The organism is Microbulbifer hainanensis (assembly GCF_014904735.1).
Classification (GTDB): domain Bacteria; phylum Pseudomonadota; class Gammaproteobacteria; order Pseudomonadales; family Cellvibrionaceae; genus Microbulbifer; species Microbulbifer hainanensis.
Map to the genome: position 1 here is coordinate 21,903 of NZ_JACZCR010000025.1, position 21,994 is coordinate 43,896.

Annotated in this window: 19 protein-coding genes; 11 read left to right on the top strand and 8 right to left on the bottom strand. The window is 61.4% G+C overall.

Translation table 11 applies throughout. The features are described 5' to 3' along the window. Positions 1-6 precede the first annotated feature (6 nt). Positions 7-627 carry a tRNA-(ms[2]io[6]A)-hydroxylase gene (miaE, locus tag IG168_RS08635; RefSeq protein WP_193163939.1) on the top strand — a complete coding sequence of 207 codons (621 nt, stop codon included), beginning with the start codon at positions 7-9 and terminating at the stop codon, positions 625-627. Between the two features lie 15 nt (positions 628-642). Here the strand turns inward: miaE and IG168_RS08640 are convergent, their stop codons facing one another. After that, positions 643-903, bottom strand: coding sequence for a DUF3081 family protein (locus IG168_RS08640; RefSeq protein ID WP_193163941.1), 261 nt, complete (start codon positions 901-903; stop codon positions 643-645). A gap of 84 nt (positions 904-987) precedes the next feature. Here IG168_RS08640 and IG168_RS08645 point away from each other — a divergent pair, with 84 nt between their 5' ends. Together IG168_RS08645 and IG168_RS08650 are read left to right on the top strand one after the other, a co-directional pair. Next, a complete protein-coding gene (locus IG168_RS08645) occupies positions 988-1,461 on the top strand; it encodes a DUF3429 domain-containing protein (RefSeq protein WP_193163943.1) in 474 nt (157 codons plus the stop codon). A gap of 43 nt (positions 1,462-1,504) precedes the next feature. Next, positions 1,505-2,137 (top strand): malonic semialdehyde reductase, encoded by a 633-nt coding sequence (locus IG168_RS08650; RefSeq protein ID WP_193163945.1) that lies wholly within the window; start codon positions 1,505-1,507, stop codon positions 2,135-2,137. Between the two features lie 120 nt (positions 2,138-2,257). Here the strand turns inward: IG168_RS08650 and IG168_RS08655 are convergent, their stop codons facing one another. Together IG168_RS08655 and IG168_RS08660 are read right to left on the bottom strand one after the other, a co-directional pair. After that, positions 2,258-2,710, bottom strand: coding sequence for a DUF2269 family protein (locus tag IG168_RS08655; protein WP_193163947.1), 453 nt, complete (start codon positions 2,708-2,710; stop codon positions 2,258-2,260). Between the two features lie 69 nt (positions 2,711-2,779). Further along, the gene (locus IG168_RS08660) at positions 2,780-3,718 is read right to left on the bottom strand and encodes a hydrogen peroxide-inducible genes activator (RefSeq protein ID WP_319024678.1); all 939 of its coding nucleotides are present in this window, start codon (positions 3,716-3,718) and stop codon (positions 2,780-2,782) included. A gap of 118 nt (positions 3,719-3,836) precedes the next feature. Here IG168_RS08660 and IG168_RS08665 point away from each other — a divergent pair, with 118 nt between their 5' ends. Both IG168_RS08665 and IG168_RS08670 read left to right on the top strand, forming a co-directional pair. Next, positions 3,837-4,505, top strand: a complete 669-nt coding sequence (locus IG168_RS08665) for a carbonic anhydrase (protein WP_193163951.1) — start codon at positions 3,837-3,839, stop codon at positions 4,503-4,505. A 1-nt stretch (position 4,506) separates the two neighbouring features. Further along, positions 4,507-6,150 (top strand): SulP family inorganic anion transporter, encoded by a 1,644-nt coding sequence (locus IG168_RS08670; protein ID WP_193163953.1) that lies wholly within the window; start codon positions 4,507-4,509, stop codon positions 6,148-6,150. 67 nt (positions 6,151-6,217) lie between these two features. Here the strand turns inward: IG168_RS08670 and IG168_RS08675 are convergent, their stop codons facing one another. The 5 genes from IG168_RS08675 to IG168_RS08695 all read right to left on the bottom strand — a co-directional run bounded on the left by IG168_RS08675 (position 6,218) and on the right by IG168_RS08695 (position 12,322). Then, positions 6,218-7,930: a thiamine pyrophosphate-dependent enzyme gene (locus IG168_RS08675; RefSeq protein ID WP_193163955.1), complete on the bottom strand. Its 1,713-nt coding sequence runs from the start codon at positions 7,928-7,930 to the stop codon at positions 6,218-6,220. Between the two features lie 29 nt (positions 7,931-7,959). Then, entirely contained in the window at positions 7,960-9,648 is a 1,689-nt protein-coding gene (locus IG168_RS08680; RefSeq protein ID WP_193163957.1) for an FMN-binding glutamate synthase family protein, read from the bottom strand. 100 nt (positions 9,649-9,748) lie between these two features. Then, positions 9,749-10,906, bottom strand: coding sequence for a saccharopine dehydrogenase family protein (locus tag IG168_RS08685; protein ID WP_193163959.1), 1,158 nt, complete (start codon positions 10,904-10,906; stop codon positions 9,749-9,751). Positions 10,907-11,044: 138 nt separating this feature from the next. After that, positions 11,045-11,773: a UDP-2,3-diacylglucosamine diphosphatase gene (locus IG168_RS08690; protein WP_193163961.1), complete on the bottom strand. Its 729-nt coding sequence runs from the start codon at positions 11,771-11,773 to the stop codon at positions 11,045-11,047. 39 nt (positions 11,774-11,812) lie between these two features. Continuing rightward, positions 11,813-12,322, bottom strand: a complete 510-nt coding sequence (locus tag IG168_RS08695; RefSeq protein WP_193163963.1) for a peptidylprolyl isomerase — start codon at positions 12,320-12,322, stop codon at positions 11,813-11,815. Between the two features lie 219 nt (positions 12,323-12,541). On the opposite strand from IG168_RS08695, the gene IG168_RS08700 reads away from it, so the two are divergent. The 6 genes from IG168_RS08700 (at position 12,542) to IG168_RS08725 (ending at position 21,892) form a co-directional block, all read left to right on the top strand. Continuing rightward, the gene (locus tag IG168_RS08700; RefSeq protein ID WP_193163965.1) at positions 12,542-14,215 is read left to right on the top strand and encodes a glutamine--tRNA ligase/YqeY domain fusion protein; all 1,674 of its coding nucleotides are present in this window, start codon (positions 12,542-12,544) and stop codon (positions 14,213-14,215) included. 93 nt (positions 14,216-14,308) lie between these two features. After that, positions 14,309-15,682, top strand: coding sequence for a cysteine--tRNA ligase (gene cysS / locus IG168_RS08705; RefSeq protein WP_193163967.1), 1,374 nt, complete (start codon positions 14,309-14,311; stop codon positions 15,680-15,682). A gap of 115 nt (positions 15,683-15,797) precedes the next feature. Beyond that, a complete protein-coding gene (locus IG168_RS08710) occupies positions 15,798-15,989 on the top strand; it encodes a DUF3012 domain-containing protein (RefSeq protein WP_193163969.1) in 192 nt (63 codons plus the stop codon). A 15-nt stretch (positions 15,990-16,004) separates the two neighbouring features. After that, positions 16,005-17,447 carry a Wadjet anti-phage system protein JetA family protein gene (locus tag IG168_RS08715; RefSeq protein ID WP_193163971.1) on the top strand — a complete coding sequence of 481 codons (1,443 nt, stop codon included), beginning with the start codon at positions 16,005-16,007 and terminating at the stop codon, positions 17,445-17,447. Then, a complete protein-coding gene (locus IG168_RS08720; protein WP_193163973.1) occupies positions 17,440-18,249 on the top strand; it encodes a DUF4194 domain-containing protein in 810 nt (269 codons plus the stop codon). The genes IG168_RS08715 and IG168_RS08720 overlap by 8 nt, the downstream gene beginning before the upstream one ends. Continuing rightward, positions 18,239-21,892 (top strand): ATP-binding protein, encoded by a 3,654-nt coding sequence (locus tag IG168_RS08725; protein WP_193163975.1) that lies wholly within the window; start codon positions 18,239-18,241, stop codon positions 21,890-21,892. Before IG168_RS08720 ends, IG168_RS08725 begins: the two co-directional genes overlap by 11 nt. Positions 21,893-21,994: the final 102 nt, after the last annotated feature.

Below are 21,994 nucleotides of genomic sequence, written 5' to 3' on the forward strand. Positions count from 1 at the left end.
CCGACCATGACAACTCCCGTCCCCGACCTCTCCGCCATCCACGAATTCCTGCTGTGCCCGACCCCGGATGCCTGGATACAGGCTGCGCTGGCCGAGCCGGAGTTAATGTTGGTCGATCATGCCAACTGCGAGAAAAAGGCGGCGGGTACGGCGCTGAACCTGATGTTCCGCTATCTGGACAATTTTGACCTGCTGAACAAGATGTCGCGGCTGGCGCGGGAGGAACTGCGCCATTTCGAGCAGGTGCTGGCGATCATGAAAAAGCGCGGTATCGTGTATCCGCATATCAGCGCTTCCCGCTATGCCGCGGGGCTGCGCCAGCAGGTGCGCAGTGCCGAGCCGGGCCGTCTCGTGGATACGCTGATCTGTGGCGCGATCATCGAGGCGCGCTCCTGCGAGCGCTTCGCGCGCATCGCACCGCACCTCGACGAAGAACTACAGAAGTTCTATCTGTCACTGCTCAAGTCCGAGGCGCGCCACTTCCGCGATTACCTGACGCTGGCCCAGCGGGCCACAAATGAGGACATCCAGCCCCGGGTTCAGCAGTTGCTCGAAGTCGAGCGGGATCTGGTGCAGAGCGCCGACGGAGATTTCCGCTTCCACAGCGGTGTGCCCGCCGGCACCTGAGTGACGCGGCGGGTGTCAGGCCCTGTCGAGTTTATCCAGTAGTTCGACAAACTCCTGCAGTTCCAGCGCGTTGCCGTAGTCGACCGTGTACTTGTTGTGGAAGAACACGGTCAGCTGGACTTTGGGGGAATTGATGAAGACGGTATAGCCGTCGAAATCGGTGCTCATGGTGAGCCCCCTGAAGTGCCAGCCGTCCTCTTTCTTCTCGCCTTCCCGCGTAGCCTTGTCGAAGACCCGCAGCGCCTGTTTGACGTCGATTTTGTGTTCCTGGTCCACGGCTGCCCCTCGCTGGCGCTAAGCTTATTGTTTACAGAGCGCGGGACCTGCCCGCGACCATCACAGCTTGTCAGCTTAGACGACATGACTCAAGCCAGGCATACCTCTGACGTGGAAAAAACCCGGCTGTTCGACGCGCTGGCGTACGCCGGGGTCTTGCCGTTTGTCATCGGTATCGTGATGCAGGCCACCGGCGTGGAGCTGGTGGGGGTCGGCGGGCGCCTGTGGTTTACGGCCTACAGTGCGGTCATCCTGAGTTTCCTGTGTGGTATCTGGTGGGGTGGGGCACTGAACCGTGTCGGTCACCGCCACCGGATTGCATTGGCACTGTTGAGCAATCTCGCCTGCGTCGGCGGCTGGGGGGCACTGATGCTATACCGCACGCCCTGGTCACTGCCGATACTAATGCTGGGGTTTGCTTTTGTCGTCACTGCCGAGGCGCGCCTGAATCCAAACCTGCCGCGGCTGTACGACTATTTTCGCACGCGCACCCGGGTGACATATCTGGTGATTACCTGTCACCTGATTATGATTGTGACCATCTTGTTCACTGATTGACGCCGTGTGGCCAGATCCTTTTGATGTCTGCGAGGAGAAAAACATGGGCAAAACCATTCCGAATGAATCGCTGCAGCAACTGTTTACCGACGCGAGAACACACAGTCACTGGCTGGATAAGCCGGTCGCCGACGAAACCCTGAAGCAGCTTTACGACCTGGTGAAAATGGGCCCCACCAGCGCCAATTGCTGTCCAATGCGTGTGTTATTTTTGAAAAGCAAGGAGGCGAAAGAGCGCCTTAAGCCGGCGCTCAATGAAGGCAACCTGGAAAAAACCATGGCCGCACCGGTGACCGCAATCATTGCCCACGACCTGAGGTTTTACGAATATTTGCCCAGACTGTTTCCCCACGCGCCGGCGCGCGAATGGTATGTCGACAATGCAGAGCTTGCGGCGATCACCGCTTTCCGCAATGGCTCATTACAGGGTGGTTACTTTATTCTCGCGGCCCGCGCTGTGGGGCTGGATTGCGGCCCCATGTCCGGCTTTGACAACGCCGCTGTGGATCACGAATTTTTCAGTGAGCCCTGTGAGGGGGCGGCCTTCCAGCAGGAACACAGTCCTGACAGCCATATCAAGTCAAACTTCCTCTGTAACCTGGGTTACGGCAATCCGGAACTCTTGTATCCGCGCGGTCCGCGTTTTGGGTTCGATGAGGTGTGCAAGATTATTTAAGAGTCGCAGGGCTGGCTTCGCCGGGAGATCGCCAAAAAATCCGCTTTAATGCACAGACTGAACAAGCGCATCCTCACACCGCCGGTGTCAATGTGAAGGATTGATGCGGGGTTAGGTGCATTAAAAAAGAGGTTTGGCCACCATCAGGAAAACAATCGCCACCATCAGCGGGAATGCAATGGCACCGAGCAGGCACCAGGCGCGCATGATGCGGTGTATCTCCGGGTTGCCGGTACCACTCGCCTGGTGACGCAATCGGTATTGCAGGTAAACGACTGGAAGCCACAACAGAAAAACGATACCGGTAAGCGCAATGGCAAGTTGAAGCCAGGTCTGTTGAAGCCAGGCAGGGTTGATCGTAAGCATTCCGACAGCGCTTGCGAGCAGCGCGACGATGGCGCTGCCGGTAAATAGCCAGTCGGCAGTGACAGTTTCACGGCTGATCCAGCGTATCACCTGGCGGTCGCCACTCAACCAGCCGCGCAGCGTATACCAGGCAATGCCGATCCCGGTGCCGAATACGATAACGGCGCTCAGTACATGGAGCGTCTTCAATAACAGATAGGCGGACATGTAAAAATCACGTGTGAAGTTTTGAAAAAACTAACACAGCCATCCTGGGCGTTGTTGCTTTTGGCGCATTCATCTGCCTGCAACCGTGACCACGTCGCCGAGCCGGCGGCCAATGATTTCCCGCATATCGGCGGCGAGTTCGCGATAGAAATTCCGCCCCGGCGAGCTGGCGCGCCACACCAGGCCGTGCTCGCGCAGGATGGGTTTCGATTTGAGTTCGCTCACGTGCAGGGCTTCGGGGTCGTGCATCTCGGAATGCACATACAGCCCGGGCAGGAACGCGACCCCGAGCCCCATAACGACCATCTGGCGCAGCGTATCCAGGCTGGTGCCTTCATAGTCGCGCTGCAATTGCGCCCCGAGCCGGTGGCAGATCTCCTGCACCTGGTGGTGGAAGTGGTGTTGGTCCTCCAGCGTCAGGACTTTTTCGCCGCGCAATTGCGACGGCGTCACCCTGGCTTTACCGGCCAACGGGTGATCCGCCGGCACGACGAACTTGAGCGGCTCGGTAAACAGCGGTTCCACTGCCAGCTCGTCGGAATTGATCGGCAGCGGCAGGATTGCCAGGTCGTAGAGTCCCTCGGCCATATCCCGCTGCAGGTGCCGGGGTGGTGCCTCCCGGACATAGAGCTTCAGTTGATGGTGGCGCGCGTGCAGTTCCGGCAGCACATTGGGCAGCAGGTAGGGGCCGACCGTCGGCGGTACACCCAGCTTGTAGGTGGCCTGATGCCCCTGGGCGATGACGTCGGCGTTCTCCCTGAACTCCCGCATGGCCAGCAGAATCTGGCGGGCCTGGTCGAGCAGGGCGCGGCCCTCGGGGGTCAGCAGCGTGCCGGAGCGGGACCGCTCGAACAGCGACAGACCCAGCGCCGCTTCCAGCGTCGCTATCTGCGTCGTCAGTGCCGGCTGGCTGACGCCAAGCTCCTCCGCTGCGCGGCGGTAGCTGGAGCGCGTGGCGATGGCGACAAAGTATTCCAGTTGCTTGAGCGTCGGTTGCGCGGTGGGCACCGGTTTCTCCCTCGGCAGTTGGTGATAATCACAGGTTATCAGTAAATGGTATTTCATCTTATTGAATTATCACAAAATAATGGGGCTCAGGCATAGATGTTGATCAAGAGGAGTTCCCATGGAGCACGTGATATCCGGAGTAGCGAAGTTTCAGAAAGAGGTCTTTCCATCCAAGGAGGCGCGGTTTCGCAAGCTGGCCAACGGTCAGAACCCAGAGGTGCTCTTCATCACCTGTGCGGACTCGCGTATCGATCCCAACCTGGTGACCCAGACCGAGCCGGGAGAGCTGTTTATCTGCCGCAATGCCGGCAATGTGGTGCCTCCCCACAGCAACCAGACCGGCGGTACCACCGCCTCCATTGAATTTGCCGTGGCCGCCCTCGGGGTGTCCCATATCGTGATCTGCGGCCATACCGATTGCGGCGCCATGAAAGGCGCCATCGCGCCGGAAAAACTCGACAGCCTGCCGCACGTCAGGGAGTGGTTGGGCCACTGCCGCTCTGCTACCGAAGTGGTGCGGGATCGACACGGTGAACTGTGCGCAGATCACCTGGAGGAGGTGACCCGGGAAAACGTACTGCAACAATTGCAGCACCTGCGCACCCATCCGGCAGTGGCCTCCGGCCTGGCCAACGGCCGCATCACCCTGCACGGCTGGATGTATAACATCGCCAGTGGGGAAGTCCTCTATCACGACGAGCAGTCGGGTACTTTCCGGGTCATGGACGAAGCGTACCTGGCCGCGTTTGACAGTGATTCCGCCGGCGCGGCTGCGGAGGCAGGGTGACATGCGGTTTGACCTGTCGACAATGAGAGGAGACATCACCGGCGGTGTCACTGCCGGTGTGGTGGCGCTGCCGCTGGCGCTGGCGCTGGGCGTGGCATCCGGTCTCGGCCCCATGGCGGGCCTTTACGGCGCCATTGCCGTCGGTTTCTTTGCCGCGCTGTTCGGCGGTACCGGCGCGCAGATTTCCGGGCCCACCGGGCCGATGGTGGTGGTGCTGGCCGGGCTCTTCGCCAGCCTGTCCGGCGATGCGACGCTGATCTTCACCGCCGTGCTGCTCGCCGGTCTTTTGCAGGTGGTCTTCGGCCTGCTGGGGCTCGGGCATTACATACGGTTGGTGCCCTATCCGGTGATTTCGGGATTCATGACTGGCATTGGCGCCATCATTATCATCCTGCAGATCAATCCGCTATTGGGCCATGACTCCCCGAGTGGCACGCTCGGCGCGCTCGGCTTCGTGCCATCGGCGCTGTCCGATGTCCACGTGGCCAACCTGTTGCTCGGCCTGGCCACCCTGGCGGTGGTGTATTTCTGGCCTGCGCGTGTCGGTCGCTACCTGCCGGGCCCTCTGGCGGTGCTGATTGCCGGAACCCTGGTGGCTTTCTTCGCGCTGGACGTGCCTGTGCTCGGCGATATCCCCACGGGGCTGCCGGAGCTGCACCTGCCGGTCTTTGGAGGCGACCAGATGTTCCTGGTGATCGAAGCGGCGATCATCCTGGCAGTGCTCGGTTCCCTCGATAGCCTGCTCACCTCCCTGGTGGCCGACAACATGACCCGCGAGCGCCACCACAGCAATCGCGAGCTGATCGGCCAGGGTATCGGCAATACGGCTGCCGGCCTGATCGGTGGTATCGCCGGGGCCGGCGCGACCATGCGTACCGTGGTCAATATCCGTTCCGGCGGCAGCAGCCGCCTGTCGGGCATGATTCACGCGCTGGTACTGCTGGCAGTGGCGCTGGGCCTCGGGCCGCTGGCGTCGAACATTCCGATGGCGGTATTGGCGGGCATCCTGGTGAAAGTCGGGCTGGATATCATCGACTGGCGCTACCTCAAGCGGGCGCACAACGGTCCCCGCTGGGATCTGCTATTGATGGCGCTGGTGCTGGTGCTGACGATTTTTGTCGACCTGATTACCGCCGTGGGTGTGGGCGTGGTGCTGGCGGCGCTGGCATTCGTCAAGCAGGTAGCCGGTTTGCAGATAGCGCGCCTGCGCAACCTGCCCGAACACCTGGATTCGCCGGCGGACAGGGCAGTTCTTGAGCGCAATCGCGATTCGATCGCACTGTTCAAATTCAGTGGCCCGCTGAGTTTCGGCGCGGCCGCGGACCTTGGGCATCACGTGCGTGAACACAGCGAGTCGGGCTCGCGGATCCTGATTCTCGATTTTACTGCGGTGCCCTTCCTCGATCTGTCTGCGACGCTGGCGGTGGAAACCATCGCCGAGGATGCGCGGGACAGCGGCAGGCTGCTGTATATGGCGGGGATGAATGAGGCTGTGCGTTCGGTGCTGACCGACATGAATGGCGGCCTGCCCGGGGACGGCGAGTTTGCCGACCAGAGCGAAGCCTTGCGCGCTGGTGAGCTGGCGCTGTCGCCGCGCAATGAAGTGCCTCTGCATACAATTGCGCGACGTGCGGTCGGGGAATAACACAGAGAGGCCGGCGCTCTATCTTGAGCGCTGGCCGTTCCGCCGGCGGGCGCTGCGGCTCTAGGATTCAGCGCAGAACATTGTTCTTCAGAAGGTCGACCACCTCGTCGGCGCGGCCGCTGAGCAGCGCCTTGAGTCCGAATAGGGCAGTAGAGGTGACCTGCTGCGCGGTGACCTCCGGCGGCATGACCAGCTCCATGCGGTTGACGCGGACGTCCAGCAGCGCCGGCCCGTCTGCCGCGAGCCAGCGCTCCATGGCGTCAGTGAGGTCCTCGGCATTCTCAACCCGCTCGCCCCACAGGCCGCAGATTTGCGCCAACTGGCTGAAGTCGGGGTTTTGCAGCTCGGTAAAGCTGTCCAGCAGGCCTTCAATCCGCTGCTCCATCTCCACAAATCCCAATGACTGGTTGTTGAACACCAGTAGCTTGACGGGAATTTTTTCCTGCACCAGCGTCAGCAGGTCACCCAGCAGCATCGTGAGCCCGCCATCGCCGCACAGGGCGACTACCTGCCGGCCCGGATAAGCCTTGGCAATGCCCAGCGCCTGCGGGTAGGCGTTGGCCATGGTGCCGTGTAACAGACTGGTGAGGAACGCGCGCCGTCCGTTGGCGTGCAGGTGGCGCAGCAGCCACACCATCGGGGAACCGCCGTCCGCGGTAAACACCGCATCCACCGCCGCGAGCTCGTCCAGCGTCTGCGCGACAAATTGCGGGTGGATCAGCGTCGGATCCGGTTCCTCCCCGCGTTTCGCCAGTTGTTCGAGGTCCTCGGTATAACGAGCGCGCAACTCATCGAGGAAAGTGGAATCCTTACTCGGTTCAAGGCGCGGCAGCAGCGCTTCGACGCTGGCGCCCACATCCCCAACCAGACCCATATCCACTGCAGCGCGGCGACCGATGTGGGTGGCATCGATGTCGAGCTGGATGATCGTGGCCTTGTCCGGATAGAACTGCGTATAGGCGAAGTCGGTGCCCAGGCAGAGCAGCAGGTCACAGGTCTGCACGGCGTTGTAGCCGGCGGGGTTGCCGAGGATGCCGTTCATGCCTACGTTGCACGGATTGTTCGGCTCCAGAAATTCCTTGGCGCGGGTTGTGTGCACGATGGGCGCGCTCAACTTGCGCCCGAGTTTGATGACGGCATCGTGCGCGCCGCGGCAACCGATTCCCGCGTAAATAGTGATTTTTTTGGCGCTGTTGAGTTTTTTCGCGAGCTGATCGAGTTCCTGGTCCACTGGGCGCGCCAGTGACCGGGGGCGATGGACGGCCCAGGGAATGTCGTCGTCGGTTTTGTGCTTGAAGGTATCGCCGTTGACGATGACCACCGCCACCCCGTGTCGGTTGAGGGCCGCCTGTGCGGCCTGGGTAACGATGCGGCGGGCCTGGTCCGGGTGTGACACGGCTTCGCAGAACACAGAGCACTGCTCGTAGAGTTTTCTCTGGTCCACTTCCTGGGGAAACCCCAGCCCCTGTTCCGGCCGATCGATATTGGAGGCGATCAACAGCACCGGCGCGCCATTGCGATGACTTTCGAAAATACCGTTAAGGAAATGCAGGCTGCCGGGGCCGGCTGTGCCCGCGCAAACGCTCAGTTCCCCGGTTAAATAGGATTCGCCGCCGGCGGCGAGGGCGCCGACTTCTTCATGGCGCACGTGCACCCACTCCAGCGATGAGCGGCGCACGGCGTCGGTAAAATGATTGATGGTATCGCCGACAATACCGTAGCAGCGCTTGGCACCGGCCTGGACCAGTGTGTCGGCGATGATTTCCGAAACGGTGGGCATGTTTGGTCTCCGCAATACCGGGGATTGAATTATTTCCGTTGCGCAGGTGTGCGCCGGATGTCGTTGGTGCGCGTCTTCTCCAGCTCGATGGCCGGTTTGAAACTATCGGCTCGCGCGGCGCGCCACCAGTGCGCATAAGGGGTGTCGTCCGGGGCATCGAGCAGGGCGTTATCTTCGAGAAAGTGCCATACGCGATCGACGGGCATGGATTCTGTCGCACTGATTCGCTGGTACAGATGGTGGGGGCGCAGCTCGCTGGGGTGGGTCAACCCGGCCGCGGCAACGATGGTGCCCAGTGCTTCCAGTGTTCTCGCCTGGAAGGCGGCGGCCCGCTTGCTCTGCACGTCGACGATGAGACCGCGCTGACGCCGCGGATCCTGGGTGGTGACGCCGGTCGGGCAGGTGTCGGTGTGACACCGCTGCGCCTGGATACAACCAATCGAGAACATGAAGGGCCGGGCCGCGTTGCACCAGTCGGCACCGATGGCGAGGCATTCCGCCAGTCCGGAAGCAGAGTAAAGTTTCCCGCTGGCCGCGAGCCGGACCCTGTCGCGCAGGCCGGCACCAACCAGCGCATTGCGCATCACAATCAACCCCTCTTGCAGCGGCATGCCAACGTGGTTGGACAGTTCCAGCGGTGCGGCACCGGTGCCGCCTTCCGCGCCGTCGACCACGATGAAGTCGAGCAGGATGCCGGTTTCGTGCATGGCTTTCATCAGCGCGAGAACTTCGTGAATGTGGCCCACGCACAACTTGATGCCGACTGGCTTGCCGCCGGACAGTTCGCGCATGCGTGCGGCGAACTCCAGCAGTTCAATGGGCGTGGAAAATGTGGAATGAAAGCGAGGGGAAATACAGTCTTCACCGGCGGTGACCTTGCGGGTGCGCGCGATTTCCTCGGTGACTTTGGCCCCGGGCAGCACGCCGCCGTGGCCCGGTTTGGCGCCCTGGCTGAGCTTGATTTCGGTCATGCGAACCTGGTCGTCGCAGGCGGCCTGAAACAGGTCGGGGTCGAAGCTGCCGTCGTCGGCTCTGGCGCCGAAATAACCCGTTCCGAGCTCCCAGACCAAATCGCCTCCGTGTTTGCGATGGTGCGGGCTGATGCCGCCTTCGCCCGTATCGTGGTAGAAACCGCCGATCGCCGCGCCCTTGTTCAGGGCTTCGATCGCGGCACCGGACAGGGCGCCAAAACTCATCGCTGAAATATTCAGTAGGGCGGCGGAATATGGCTGTGAGCACTGATCGGTACCCACTTCGACCCGCGCCTTGGTATCGGCCTTTTCCGCCGGCGCCATCGAGTGGTTCAACCAAGCGTACTCTGCAGACTGCACATCGAGCTCGGTGCCGAAGGGATGAATGTCGCTGGACCCTTCGGCCCGGGCATGTACCAGGCGGCGGGCCTCGTAGCTGAATGGCTTGCCCTCTTCATCGCCCTCGACGACGTAGGCGCGCAGATAGGGGCGCAGGTCGAGGAACAGCCAGCGGATGCGGGCGGCAACTGGATAATTGCGGGTAAGTGTCCAGTGTCGCTGGAATATGTCGTAAGTGCCGAGGGCTACCAGCGAAAGGCTGGCCAGTGCGCCGAGCAGCCACCAGCCACTGTGCAGCAAGGCGAGAAGGACGAAAAACGGGGTCGCGAGCAGCGCCGCCAGGGGGATGATGGCGCGCTTGATACCATTCTTGCCGGAGTAGGCCCGCAAGGCTTCAGAAATGATCATAGGGAGCAGTTTGGCATCCAGTGCCGGTTGCTACCAGTCACTGTGGGGCAGCTGGGAAAGACTACCAGGGCTCTACCGCTATAAAGGAAGTCGGGCCGGCCTACAAACCGGCTGCTGTCGCCGCCCGAGGCTGATCTGGAGAAACCTGTTCAATCGCCGTGACCACGGCGCGATCTTTGAGTTCGGACAGGATTTCGTCCAGTTCCAGTAGCTGCCAGCAGGCCGAGGCGCCGGGGGTCCGGTAGTCTCCGCGCAGTATCTTGCGCGCCAGCGCTGCCGCCGGCGCGGCGGGAATCCATGGGCCGTCGCCGTTCAGTCCCAAAATCTGCCACTGCCAGCTGGCGGATTGGCCGCGCGTCGTGTTGCCGTCGACGCGAATGCGCATGCCCCCGTGGGGGCTGCCGCCGGGCCAGCGGGCGGCAAGGCGATGGCCGAGGCGGGCGATCCATGGATTTGCGGCGGGAATCTGCAGGCGCGCGAGGTGGGCGCACAGGGCCAGACCCAGCTGCAGCGGGCGCGGTTGTACTCCGGTACCGAAGCGGGCGCTCTGCAAACCGCGGAATGCGCGGGGGCACAATTCCAGATCGGGCACATCGAAATTGCACAGCCAGCGTTCGCCCACCGGGTGCGCGAGTTGAACCTTGCGCAGGGCATCGCCGGCAAACGTCTCGTGCCACTCGCCGTTCTGCAACATCGGGAAACCCTGTCCCAGCGCCTCGAATCCGGCGCGTACTGTCGCCAGGCCGCGGGCAATGCGGTGCGCCGGGGCGATATCGATGTCCACTGCGCGGATCTGTGGGAGTTCGCGACTGATCTGTTTCAGTACGGCCGAACTCATCGCCGGCAGCGTACTGGCGCCGGATACCAGCGTCACGTCGGCGGCTTCCGCGGCCGGGCCGAGGCGCTGGAAATCGCAGACAAATCGCCGTCCGTCGGCGATATCGATATAGGGGGTCCGGGCCTGGATGCAGGCCTGCGCTACGCGGTAGTCCTGGCACTGGAAGGGGCCGGCGCAGTGAATCAGCAGGTCGAGATTCAGGGACTTGAGCTGGGCGGCGAGGTTGACCGCGTCGCGCTCGAGGCGCAGTCCCTCGGCGGGGCAGGGGAGTCGGGAGGCGCAGAGTTCGGCCTGGAACTTGTCGCGGCCGGCAATGATCAGGTTGAGACCGGGTTCATCGCTCAGCAATTGCGCGATACGGGAGCCGAAAGTGCCGTAGCCGCCCAGTATCAGTACGCGCTTGTTCAGGTTTTTGACCATGGTCCTGCGCCCGTCTTATCAGTCCGTTGATTCTACGCAGAAGTTCCGACCGCTGGCCGCGATCCCTCTCGCAGACTGTCACTGCGCTGACCGCTGCGGGCGGTCATTTCTGCGCCAGTTACTGGTGATTATCGGGCTTCAGGAAGGAATGGGCCAGTGCATCAGCTCAATTGCGTGCCTGTCCGCCTTGATGCACCAGGCCAGCTCTCCCCAATCGCCAAGTACGATGCGCTCTGCGGCCTCGCCATCGATGGTCAACTGGTGGCGCGCCGGCCTGTGGGTGTGGCCATGGATCAGTGTGCGCACATTGTGTTCGCGCATGACCGTTTCCACTTCCGCCGGCGTGACGTCCATGATGTCCTCGGCCTTGCGGCTGTTCATGGACTTGGACGCGGCGCGAATCTGGGCGGCGATCTGGCGGCGTTCCTCGAGGGGCTTGGCCAGCAGGGCTTCCTGCCAGTTCGGGTCGCGGGCCTGGCGGCGGAACGCCATATATTCCTCGTCGAGGGTACAGAGGCTGTCGCCGTGCATCAGCAGGACCTTCTGTCCGGCGAGGGTAACCAGGCTGGGATCCGGCAGCAGGATGGCACCGGCGCGGTGCGCGAAATCCTGGCCGAGCAGGAAATCGCGGTTGCCGTGCATCAGGTAGAGCTCAGCGCCGCTGCCGCTAAAGCGCTTCAGCTCCGCGGCAACGTCGGCCACTAGCGGTGCGTCGTCATCATCGCCGACCCACACCTCGAAAAAATCGCCAAGGATATACAGGGCCTCGGCACCGGCGGCGGGACCGCGCAGGAAGTCGAAGAACGCCCGGGTAATATCCGGGCGGCTTTCGTCGAGATGCAGATCAGAAATCAGGTAGGTCGACAATGTTCCGGCCTTTTTGTCGGTGACCCTTGGGGAGAAGGGTTACTTGTCAGAGTAGGAGTCGGAGATGGACACGCCAGTGATCTCGATGGATTCCAGCGGTACGTCCTGGTGGAAGCCCTTGCTGCCAGTCTTGACGCTTTTGATCTTGTTGACCACGTCCATGCCGTCGACCACTTTGCCGAATACGCAATAGCCCCAGCCCTGCGGGTCCTTGCTGCGGAAATTCAGGAAGTCGTTGTCTTTCACGTTGATGAAGAACTGCGAGCTGGCAGAGTGCGGATCCATGGTGCGGGCCATGGCCAGGGTGCCGGTATCATTCTTGAGGCCGTTATCGGCTTCGTTTTCGATATTCTCGCGGGTCTCTTTCTGTTCCATGCCCGGGGTCATGCCGCCGCCCTGGATCATGAAGTTGTCGATCACCCGGTGAAAGATGGTGCCGGTGTAGAAATCGTCGCGGCAGTACTGCAGGAAGTTGGCGGCAGTTTTCGGCGCCTTGTCGAAATCCAGTTCAATAGCGATGTCGCCGTGAGTGGTGTGCAGGGTGATCATAAAACATCCTAGTGGGGTAATGTTGGGGCGGCATAATACCGTTTCGCCGCTGGCAGTAAAACGGCAAAGCGGACGCAGCGCGGCAGTTGGCTAAAAAGTGATCGCAATCTTTGCCCAGCGGTGGCGACTGGCAAAAGAGCCCGTCGCGAACAGGTATTCTGCGCGTCAACTAGGCTATAATCGGCCGCTTAAATTCGCTGAGCTGTAATAGAGAATCCTATGACATCCGAGAGCAAGCCCGCTCACTTTTTACAGAACATTATTCGCGAAGACCTGGCCGAGGGCCGGGTTTCCCAGCTGGCTACCCGCTTTCCGCCGGAGCCGAACGGCTACCTGCACATCGGCCACGCCAAGTCCATCTGCCTGAACTTTGGCCTGGCGCAGGAGTTCGACGGCACCTGCAACCTGCGCTTCGATGACACCAATCCGGCCAAGGAAGAGGAAGAGTACGTCGCGGCGATCAAGCGCGATGTCTCCTGGCTGGGCTTCGAATGGGCCGGGGACGTCAGGTATACCTCCGACTACTTTGACCAGCTGCACGAGTGGGCGCTGAACCTGATCCGCGAAGGCAAGGCCTATGTCTGCGACCTGTCGCCGGAAGAGGCGCGCCAGTACCGCGGCACCCTGACCGAGCCGGGTAAGAACAGCCCCTACCGCGACCGCAGCGTCGAGGAAAACCTGGCGCTGTTTGAAAAGATGAAGAACGGCGAGTTCGATGAGGGCCAGTGCAGCCTGCGCGCCAAGATCGATATGGCCGCGCCGAATATCAACCTGCGCGACCCGATCATCTACCGCATCAAGAAGATGGCGCACCACCAGACCGGCGACAAATGGTGTATCTATCCGAGCTACGACTTCGCCCACGGCCAGTCCGACGCCATTGAGGGGATCAGCCACTCCATCTGTACCCTGGAGTTTGAGGACCACAAGCCGCTGTACGACTGGTTTATCGAGAACCTGCCGGTGCCGGCGCGCCCGCGCCAGTACGAGTTTGCGCGCCTGAACCTGAACTACACCGTGGTTTCCAAGCGCAAGCTGAAGCAGCTGGTGGACGAGAAGCACGTGGATGGCTGGGACGACCCGCGTATGCCGACCCTGTCCGGTATGCGCCGTCGCGGCTACACGCCGGCGGCCATCCGCACTTTCTGCGAGATGATCGGCGTAACCCGCTCCGATTCGGTCGTGGACGTGGGCATGCTGGAATATGCCATCCGCGACGACCTGGACAAGAACGCGCCGCGCGCCATGTGTGTACTGGATCCGCTCAAAATCACCCTGAGCAATTACCCGGAAGGCCAGCGCGAGGTGATGAGCGCTCCGGGGCACCCGAACCGCGAGGACCTGGGCACGCGTGAACTGCCGTTCACCCGCACGCTGTATATTGAGAAAGAGGACTTCCGCGAGGAGGCCAACAAGAAATACAAGCGCCTGGTGCTGGGCAAGAAAGTCCGTCTGCGCAACGCCTATGTGATCCAGGCGGAGGATGTGGTCAAGAACGAGGCCGGCGAGATTGTCGAGGTTATCTGTTCCGTTGACCTGGATACCCTGGGTGTGGATCCCGCCGATGGCGTCAAGCCGAAGGGCGTGATTCACTGGGTTTCGGCGGAGGAAAATGTCGATTGCGAAGTGCGCCTGTACGACCGCCTGTTCGACGATGCCGCCCCGGATGCCGGCGGCAAGAATTTCCTCGATCACGTGAACCCGGACAACCTTAAAGTGCTGACCGGTTGTAAAGGGGAGCTTGGTCTCGCCAGCGCCGAGCCGGAAAAAAGCTACCAGTTCGAGCGCCAGGGCTATTTCTGCCGCGACAGCAAGTACGGCACAGCGGACAAGCCGGTGTTCAACCGCACCATCGGGCTGCGCGACAGCTGGGCCAAAGAACAGAACAAGTAGCGCGGAGGTTTACTGGATGCCGGCACCGACCGGTGTCCAGATCCACATAACAGCAGCCGCGCTGAGAAACTTATTCAAACGCAACCGGATTTTATGGCTTTACAGCTCTACAACACTTTCTCCGGAAAGAAAGAAGTATTCAAACCCCTGGTGGACGACCGCGTGCGCATGTACGTGTGTGGTCCCACCGTCTATAACCGTGTACATATCGGCAACGCGCGCCCGGTCGTCGTGTTCGATACGCTCTATCGCCTGTTGAAGAAAAACTTCAGCGACGTGGTTTATGCGCGCAATATTACCGATATCGACGACAAGATCATGAAGGCCGCACGGGATAACGGCGAGGAAATCGGCGTGCTGTCGGCGCGCTTTGCCGAGGCCTATTCCGAGGATATGGCCGCGCTCAACAACCTCGAGCCGGATATCATTCCCTATGCCACCCAGCACCTGCCGGAAATGATCGCCATGATCGAACGGCTGATCGAAAAGGGCCACGCCTATGCGGCGGAAGGTCATGTGCTGTTCGCGGTGGAGTCCATGGACGATTACGGCAAGTTGTCGAAGCGCTCGCTGGACGACATGCTGGCCGGTGCGCGGGTCGAAGTGGCGCCCTATAAAAAATACGCCGGCGATTTTGTGCTGTGGAAGCCGTCCAGTGAAGACGAACCCGGTTGGGGCAGTCCCTGGGGCCGCGGCCGCCCCGGCTGGCACCTCGAGTGTTCGGCCATGATCAAGAAGCACCTGGGCGACACCATTGATATCCACGGCGGCGGCCGCGACCTGACGTTCCCGCACCACGAAAACGAGCGGGCACAGAGCTGCTGCGCCAACGGCCAGGATTTCGTGCGTTACTGGATGCACAACGGCTATGTGAATATCAATGGCGAGAAGATGTCCAAATCCCTGGGCAACTTCCGCATGGTCAAGGACCTGCTGGGACAGTATCCCGGCGAGGTGCTGCGCTTTGCGCTGCTGTCGGCTCACTACCGCTCGGAGCTGAACTTCAGTGCGGATCTGCTCGACCAGGCGCAGCGCAGCCTTGATTCCCTCTACGGCGCCCTGCGCGAGACCGAGCAGGTGGAGGCCGATGAAGTGGATCTCGGCGGTTCGGCCTTTATGGCTGCGCTCGAGGATGATCTGAACACGCCGATTGCGATCAGCGAGCTGCACCAGTTGGCCAAGGAGCTGAACAAGGCCGCAGCCGGTGACCAGCCGCGACTGAAAGGCGCACTGCTGGAGGCGGGCAAGCTGCTCGGCATCCTGCAGCAGGATCCCGAAGCCTGGTTCCAGCAGGTCCGCGGTGGAGAGGACATCTCCGCTGACGAAATCGAACAGTTGATTGCCGAGCGCCAGCAGAGCAAACTCGACAAGAACTACGCCCGCGCCGACGAGATCCGCGAGGAACTCAAGGCCCGCGGAGTGGTCCTCGAAGACAGCCGTGAAGGCACCAAGTGGCGCCGGGAATGATAGTGACGGTGGGAGCCAGCCGCTGGCCCGGCTCCCGCGACGCCGGCTCTGGCCGGCATCCCGATAACTTGCCTGACCCAATCATTTAGACAGACAGATAAAAAAGAATTACCAGATGAAAAACGTACTGATCCTGACCGCTGCAATTGCCGCACTCTTCACCCTGACTGCCTGTGAACCCAAGCGTGGTTCCGACGCCTGGTGTAAAGACATGGAGAATATGCCCAAGGGTGAATGGACCCTGCAGGATGCCGGCGACTACACCAAGTACTGCGTACTGAACCAGAAACCGGAAGACGACGAATAAGCGGATTCCGCGACGTTGTTTTTTGATGATAAATACCAACACTTCTTCCGCCCGCTCACCGGCAAATACCGGGAGCAGGTGGTGGAGTGCTTGCGTCTGCTGTACGAGCGCCTCTATACCGCCAAGGCGGATTACGGCGAATCCCTCGCGCGCGAACAGATTCTGGAGATTTTTTCAGAAGCGCTGACCCGGGCGCCGCAGCTCGACAGCGATGACAGCAGCGGCGAGCCGGAAGGGCGCTTTCGCAATCTGCGTGACCACGCCGTCTGGGTATTGAACAGCCTGGTGGAGTTTGGCTGGCTGGAAAAACAGGTGGACAGTGCCACCCTGACCGCCAGCTATCCATTCAGCCGCCGCGGCCGCCTGTTCACGCAACCGCTGGTGGAAGTCAACAGCACCCGCGTACGCACCCGTCACCGCAATACCCGCAACACCCTCAATGCACTGGAAGCCTTTGCCAGCAGGGGAGAGATCCACGACCTGATCGACGCCTGGGAATACTCCGAGCGGATCGTCGCCGACTTCACCGACATGATTGCCGAACTGGAAGAGCGTAAGCGCGAACTGGTGCGGGAAGTGGAGGCGCAGTTGCTGGTGCAGCAGGCGACGGATGAATTCTTCTCCTTTATGGAGAGCCGCTTCCAGCCGGACCTCGCCATCCGCCTGTCCGCCGACAGTGTGGAAAAGCACCGGGATTCGATCGGCAAGGTTATCGGCCGAATCCGGCGCAAAGACAAGGAATGCAAAGCCGACTGGGAAAGGCGCCTGCGCCAGCTGTTGCCGGAACTGGTAGAAGAGGGCCGTTCTCTGCTGTGGCTGATGCTCGATACGATCGAGGACCGGATGCAGCGCGCCTGCGAGGTCAAGCTGCCGGCACTGCGTCGCGCGTTGCAGGGCTTCACCAAGCGTGCCGATATCATCATTCGCCAGCTCAGTTACCTGCACAGCCAGTCGGAGGGAGAGTTCGCCGACTTGTGCCAGCGCCTCGGCGGCAACGCGGCGAAGCCCGAATTGCTAGAGCGCCTCGGCGACGAGCTGGGCGGTTTTCAATTGCGCCTGTTCGACCCGAAGCAGACCCAGTTGTGGAGCCGCAGCCGACGCCAGCCGGTCAACACCCGCGTGGAGGAAATCGAGGCGATCGGTGACGACAACCGCCGCGACATCCTGTTGCAGCAGCTGCTGGACCAGGCCTTCAATTTCAACAGCAGCGACTTGCGCGATTACCTGCACAGGGCTCTGGGCAGTGGTCGCCGGGTCAGCAGCCACGAGCTGCCTCTGGAGAGCGCCCGTGACCTGCTCGCCATGAGCCATGCGCTGGAGGCGGCCGCCGTCAATCAGAACGGTGCCGCGGCGCTGACGGTGGAGTTTACCGGCGAGACGGCGAGCAACGACTATTTCGAACAATATGACGAGTACTTCTTGGAAGTAAAAAACCTGGAACCGAAACAAAGTGATTGAACAGGCCCTGGAAGAAGCGCTGGAGCAATGCAAACTCACCCGCGGAGAATTTTCCGAGCTACTGGTGCGCCTGCTCGACTACGGTGTGATCTGCCGCGACGAGAGCCAGGTGGAAACCATTCTCTACGACCGGTTTCAGCGCTGTGAGCCGTTGATCCGCGAGTGGTTGGCTCCGCTGGGGCTGCGGCTGCAGCACGACAGCCGCTTCCAGTTTATCCGTGTGTATCCACCGGGTGCCGAAGTGCCGGGTCTGCCGGACCAGGAGGAGGCGCATCACGGTGGCTTCCGCGCGCGCCTGAGCCAGCAGGAAGTGGCGGCGATCCTGGTTTTGCGAGTCGAATACGACAAGGCGCTCAGAGAGGGGCAGGTGGATGAAAACGGCTGCGCGGCACTGTCGCTGGAGGCGCTGGAGCTGGGACTGCGCAACCTGCTGAAAATGTCCCTGCCGGACAAGCTCGCGGAACGCCAGAAACTCCTGAAAAAACTGCGCCAGTTGCGACTGGTACAGCTCGCCGGGGATGACGCCGACAGCCTGGCGGAAACCTGGCTGCGGGTGCGCCCGACCATTGCCCACTTTGTTACGGAATCAACACTGCAGCAGTTGTTCGATGGCCTGCCCGAGGTGCTGGAAACGGAACCGGAAGAACCGGAGCAGCGTATTACGCCGGAGAGCGAGGACCACAGCCTTTTTGCCGGTGCTGCTGCGACAGACGCTGACGGAGAGCAGGGCAAAGAGTCGGACGAAATGCCGAGTGATGAAGAGCCGAGCGACGTAGAAGAGGAGCGCGCAAGTGTTTCTTAAGAAACTGATCCTGATCAACTGGGGCAATATCCCCCAGCTGGAATACGACTTCGGTCCGATCAACCTGTTCTCCGGCGGTAACGGCTCCGGCAAGACTACTGCGGCCGACGCCATCCAGACGCTGATGACCGCGGCCCACGATACCCTGTTCACCTTTAACCCGGGGCAGGACGAGACCACCCAGCGCGGCCGTGGCGGCAAGCAGGTGCGCACGCTCGCCTCCTATGTGCTGGGCTGTGACGACGGCAGCTTCGCACGCCTGCAGCCGACGGATTGTTATATCGCCGGTGTCTTTCATCCTACTAGTGGCGAGGATGGTGAGCCCTTTACGTCGGTCATGGCGATACGCGCGCACCTCGATAGCAGCAGCAAGCCCGCGCAGGCGCGACAGAGTGATCTGCGCTTCTTTATTTTCCCCGGCGAGCAGTTGGCCATCGGCGACTTTATCCGCGAATACAAAGACGGCAAGCACTTGTTGCCGCTGGACAAGTTTTACGCGGTGCTGGGCAAGCAGTTTGGCAAGGTCGAGCAGTACGACAAGAAGAAGGCCTATCTGCGCCGACTCTACGGTGCGCTGCGCGGCCGCCGCGATGCGGTGCCGGATCGCGAAGCGATGCATGCGGCCCGCACTTTTTCCAACTTCATGGCCTACAAGCCGGTCAAGAGCATCAACGATTTCGTGGCCCAGGAAGTCCTGGAGAAACGCGATCTGGGCGACGCCATCCGCTCCGTCTCCGAGCTAATGAAAACCATTCACGCGATGGAGCAGGAAGCGCGCCAGATTGTCGACCGGGTGGCATCGCTGGAGCAGCTCGCCCAGTCCGCAGATCTTTACCGCGAGCAGTGGCTGCAATTGCGCCTGCAGGAATACCAGCGCGCGCGTCACCGCCAGCTGCGGGTGCAGAAAACCTATCTGGCCGGCAAGAACAACCAGCAACAGCTGCGCGCCGACCTGCAGAATAACGAACGCGAAAGCCGGGTTGCCGCCGAGCGCGTCGAACAGTTGAACCAGGAACTGGTGGAGCTGCAGGCCCAGCGCCTCGGTATCGACGCACTGCGCAGCAAAGACCAACTGGAGCAGCGTATCAGCGCCGCCCATCGCCAGCTGTCGGAGCAGGGCAGTCCCCTCGCGAGTCAGGAAAAGCGCTGGCAGAAGAACCGGGAGTCCGCCGGCGAATTATTGAACCTGTTGCAGGGTACCGCCGCCGAGCTCGAAATTCCGGCGCTGCGCGACAAGGCGCTGACCCAGTGCATCAAACAGGTGGCCCGTGAAGAGGATCTGCCGGACTTGCACAAGCTGCTGGGTAAGGACTGGATCGATCTGGCCGCACTGGAGCCCCTGCGCGAGCGTGCCGCTGCCAGCGAGGCGCTGCACAACCGGCTTTGCGGGCTGCTAACCGGCGACGACGGTAGCGACGCCGCACTGAGCGAAAACAAGGGGCTGCGCGAGCAGATCGAACAGCAGGCCTCCCGCTGGCAGCTCCGCGTGCAGCAGTTGCAGAAACAGCTACATGCGCAAGAGAGCCGCATCCAGCACCTGCAAGCCAATCGGGTGCGCTATCCGCAATCGGTGGAGCAGGCGCTGGCGGCAATCCGCGAACAGTGCCCGGAGGCGGAGCCGCGGGTACTGTGCGATTACGTGGAAGTGCTGGACGAGCGCTGGCAGATGGCCGTGGAGGGCTACCTCGGCGGGGCGCGCTTCTCGATCATCGTCGAGCCCGAACACGAGGCCACGGCAATTCGCATTGTGCGCAACCTGCCCGGGCGCAATAGTCGCGCGCGGGTCATCCAGGGCGACAAGGCCCGTCGTGATGCCGAGCGCACAGAGCTGGCGAACGGCTCTATCGTCGACTTGATGGAATTCAATCACAAGACCGCGGAATACTATCTACGCGCTTCTTACGGTTCAGTGCTGCAGGTGCGCGATGAAAGCGAACTGCGCGGTACCCGCCGTGGACTGACGGCCGATGGTCTCGCCAGCGGCAACTACAGCATGTGGCGCTGCGATATCGACGATACCGAGCTGGTATTCGGCCAGGGCGCGCGCGCCCGCGCGCTTGCCGCCCAGCAGCGGGCAATGGAGCAATTGCTGGCGGAAGCCGCGCAGGTCAACGAGCAGCACCAGCTGTACCGCCGCGTTGCGGCGGCAGTACGGGACCTCGGAAGTTTGCAGTTACTGCCGGTGGTGGATGCGGCCCTGGCCGCCCAGCGCGAATGGCGCAGTGCCGAGCAGGCACTGGAAAACCTGGATCTCGGCGACAGCGAGCAGCTGGAGGAGCAGGTGGCGGAGCTGAAAGCCCAGCTGCAGACCCAGCAGAAATTGCAGGCCGGTTTGCAGAACGATGCCGGCAAACTGGAGCGCGATCTGGAAAACACCGGCAAGCAGCTGAAGGCATTGTCCGCAGAGCTGGATGGGCTCGACGAGGCGCTGGAAGACAGCGAAGCCGCAGTGCGCCGTATCGGCCAGATTAATCCGGATTACGATGCCGAACAGATCCTCGAACGGGCGGACGCCCAGGTCGAGGGCGCCGGTGACAGTTTCGACTTTGGTGCAGATCTGGAAGAGATGCAGGGGCGTCTGGAAAAGTACAGTCGCCAGCTGGACCGCGCGGTAATGGAATACAACGCCAATACCGCCTCCGGCGATACCCTTGCGTTCGAGCCGGACCTGAGCGGTGGACACAGCGAAGATCTGTTCAAACTGGTCTGCAACCTGTATAGCCAGGTAGAGGCACTGCGTAACCGCCTGAAGAACAACCTGCTGGTGGACCGACACGAGCAGTTGCTGGGCCTGAAAAAGTCCTTCAACACCACGTTCGTCACCCACCTGTGTCACGCCATTTACCAGTCGATCAATGATGGCAAGCGGGTACTGGACGACCTCAACCAGGAACTGGAGCACCACCGCTTTGGCGCGGACCGGGAACGGTTCCGCTTCGCATACACCTGGGTGCCGGAATTCCGCGACTACTGGAACTTCTTCAAGGCGGTAATCGAGCTGCCCAACCTGGGCGAAGAGGAGAGTCTGTTCGATGCGCAATTGAGTGCCGCGCAACAGAAAGTGCGCGACCGGCTGCTCGACATGCTGCTCAGTGAAGACGAGCAGGTGGCGCGCCGCGAGCTGGACCGCATCAGTGACTACCGCAATTATCGCAACTACGAAATCTTCAAGGAGCCGGAGGGCAAGGAGCCGATCGCGCTGAGCCAGTACGGCACGGGCTCCGGCGGTCAGCTGGAGACCCCGGCCTATATCATCCGCTCCGCCGCGGTAACTTCGGCTTTCCGTTTCAACGAGGGCAGCAGCCACCTGCAGATGGTGCTGGTGGATGAGGCTTTCTCGAAAATGGATGAAACCCGCTCGCGGGAAGTGATCCGCTATCTGACCGAAACCCTCGGCCTGCAGCTGTTGTTTATCATGCCGAGCAGCAAATCGGGTCCGTTTATGGACCTGATTTCCAATCAGTTCGTATTCAGCAAGTGCCCGAGCAGCAAACCCATCGGTCAGCTGAATACCCGGGTATACGTGGATCGCAAGGTCTGCAGCCGGGAGCGGATCGCCGAGCTCTGGGCCAACCACCGCCGTACTATCCGCCAGCAGGCGTCGCTGGATTTCATGGAGATGGTGGAAGAGCAGCCGGCCTGATTGCCGCCGGACCGCGACAAAATCGGGTGAGCCGTATTGGCCTGAGTCGCAGGTCCTCCCGGTCAGTTTTTATTGTTGTATTTTATGCGCGGCTTCTCGGAA

Bases quoted from the DNA above. Each gene is read 5' to 3' on its own strand.
- miaE (WP_193163939.1), top strand. From the start codon at position 7: ATGACAACTCCCGTCCCCGACCTCTCCGCCATCCACGAATTCCTGCTG.
- IG168_RS08645 (WP_193163943.1), top strand. From the start codon at position 988: ATGACTCAAGCCAGGCATACCTCTGACGTGGAAAAAACCCGGCTGTTC.
- IG168_RS08650 (WP_193163945.1), top strand. From the start codon at position 1,505: ATGGGCAAAACCATTCCGAATGAATCGCTGCAGCAACTGTTTACCGAC.
- IG168_RS08655 (WP_193163947.1), bottom strand. From the start codon at position 2,710: ATGTCCGCCTATCTGTTATTGAAGACGCTCCATGTACTGAGCGCCGTT.
- IG168_RS08665 (WP_193163951.1), top strand. From the start codon at position 3,837: ATGGAGCACGTGATATCCGGAGTAGCGAAGTTTCAGAAAGAGGTCTTT.
- IG168_RS08670 (WP_193163953.1), top strand. From the start codon at position 4,507: ATGCGGTTTGACCTGTCGACAATGAGAGGAGACATCACCGGCGGTGTC.
- IG168_RS08675 (WP_193163955.1), bottom strand. From the start codon at position 7,930: ATGCCCACCGTTTCGGAAATCATCGCCGACACACTGGTCCAGGCCGGT.
- IG168_RS08680 (WP_193163957.1), bottom strand. From the start codon at position 9,648: ATGATCATTTCTGAAGCCTTGCGGGCCTACTCCGGCAAGAATGGTATC.
- IG168_RS08685 (WP_193163959.1), bottom strand. From the start codon at position 10,906: ATGGTCAAAAACCTGAACAAGCGCGTACTGATACTGGGCGGCTACGGC.
- IG168_RS08695 (WP_193163963.1), bottom strand. From the start codon at position 12,322: ATGATCACCCTGCACACCACTCACGGCGACATCGCTATTGAACTGGAT.
- IG168_RS08700 (WP_193163965.1), top strand. From the start codon at position 12,542: ATGACATCCGAGAGCAAGCCCGCTCACTTTTTACAGAACATTATTCGC.
- cysS (WP_193163967.1), top strand. From the start codon at position 14,309: ATGGCTTTACAGCTCTACAACACTTTCTCCGGAAAGAAAGAAGTATTC.
- IG168_RS08710 (WP_193163969.1), top strand. From the start codon at position 15,798: ATGAAAAACGTACTGATCCTGACCGCTGCAATTGCCGCACTCTTCACC.